The following is a 206-nucleotide window of genomic DNA, read 5'->3' on the forward strand; positions in this document are numbered from 1 at the left end:
CGTTTACCTCGCATCGCGCCGCTGTCGCGCGAGAGCGGGGCAACGCCAACCAATCGGGAGATCTGCTTTCCGCTGAGCGTCCCAAGCTCTGGTAACCGGCACGCCAGCACGGCCAGCAGCACCGGACCGACCCCTTTGAGCGTCTTCAACGCAGCCAGGTGCGGTTGCTCGGTGAGTAGCGTCTTCAGCTGCCCGGCGATCAGTTT

General features: G+C 64.6%; 1 protein-coding gene. It reads right to left on the reverse strand.

What is annotated here, in order from left to right; genetic code table 11:
- On the reverse strand, positions 1-206 hold a 206-nt coding region (locus ABS769_RS22615), incomplete at both ends, for a transposase (protein WP_350498305.1).

It is taken from the genome of Xanthomonas hortorum (genome assembly GCF_040279205.1).
Taxonomy (GTDB): domain Bacteria; phylum Pseudomonadota; class Gammaproteobacteria; order Xanthomonadales; family Xanthomonadaceae; genus Xanthomonas; species Xanthomonas hortorum_F.